Origin of the sequence: Bartonella phoceensis, assembly GCF_902825145.1 — a bacterium.
Classification (GTDB): domain Bacteria; phylum Pseudomonadota; class Alphaproteobacteria; order Rhizobiales; family Rhizobiaceae; genus Bartonella; species Bartonella phoceensis.
In genome coordinates, this window is record NZ_CADEAD010000064.1 from 1 (window position 1) to 294 (window position 294).

Here is a 294-nt window from a genome sequence, read left to right on the forward strand (position 1 = left end):
TATGAATATTCGTGAAAGAATTGCCTACACCAGCAAACGCTTTCGCTACATCAGCATAACTTTGCTCTTCAACTGCACTGCCATCTTCCTTGACTACATGAACCTTGAAGGTCGGACCTGTCCATTCGCCTTTCTCATACTGAGCTCCACCTCCTAAAGACCGCGCCAAACCATTACCCAATAAATAAAGCTGAGAACCATTGATCGCATCATGTGAACTCTCATTAATCTGACCATTCCCAACATTATGAAGACCTACAGGAGCACGATCTTTGCCTTTGCCAAAAGTAACAC

The 294-nt window shown here is 43.9% G+C and carries 1 pseudogene; it reads right to left on the reverse strand.

The annotated features are described in order from the left end of the window. A pseudogene (locus tag J7R07_RS08085) lies at positions 1-294 on the reverse strand (hypothetical protein); the annotation flags it as partial.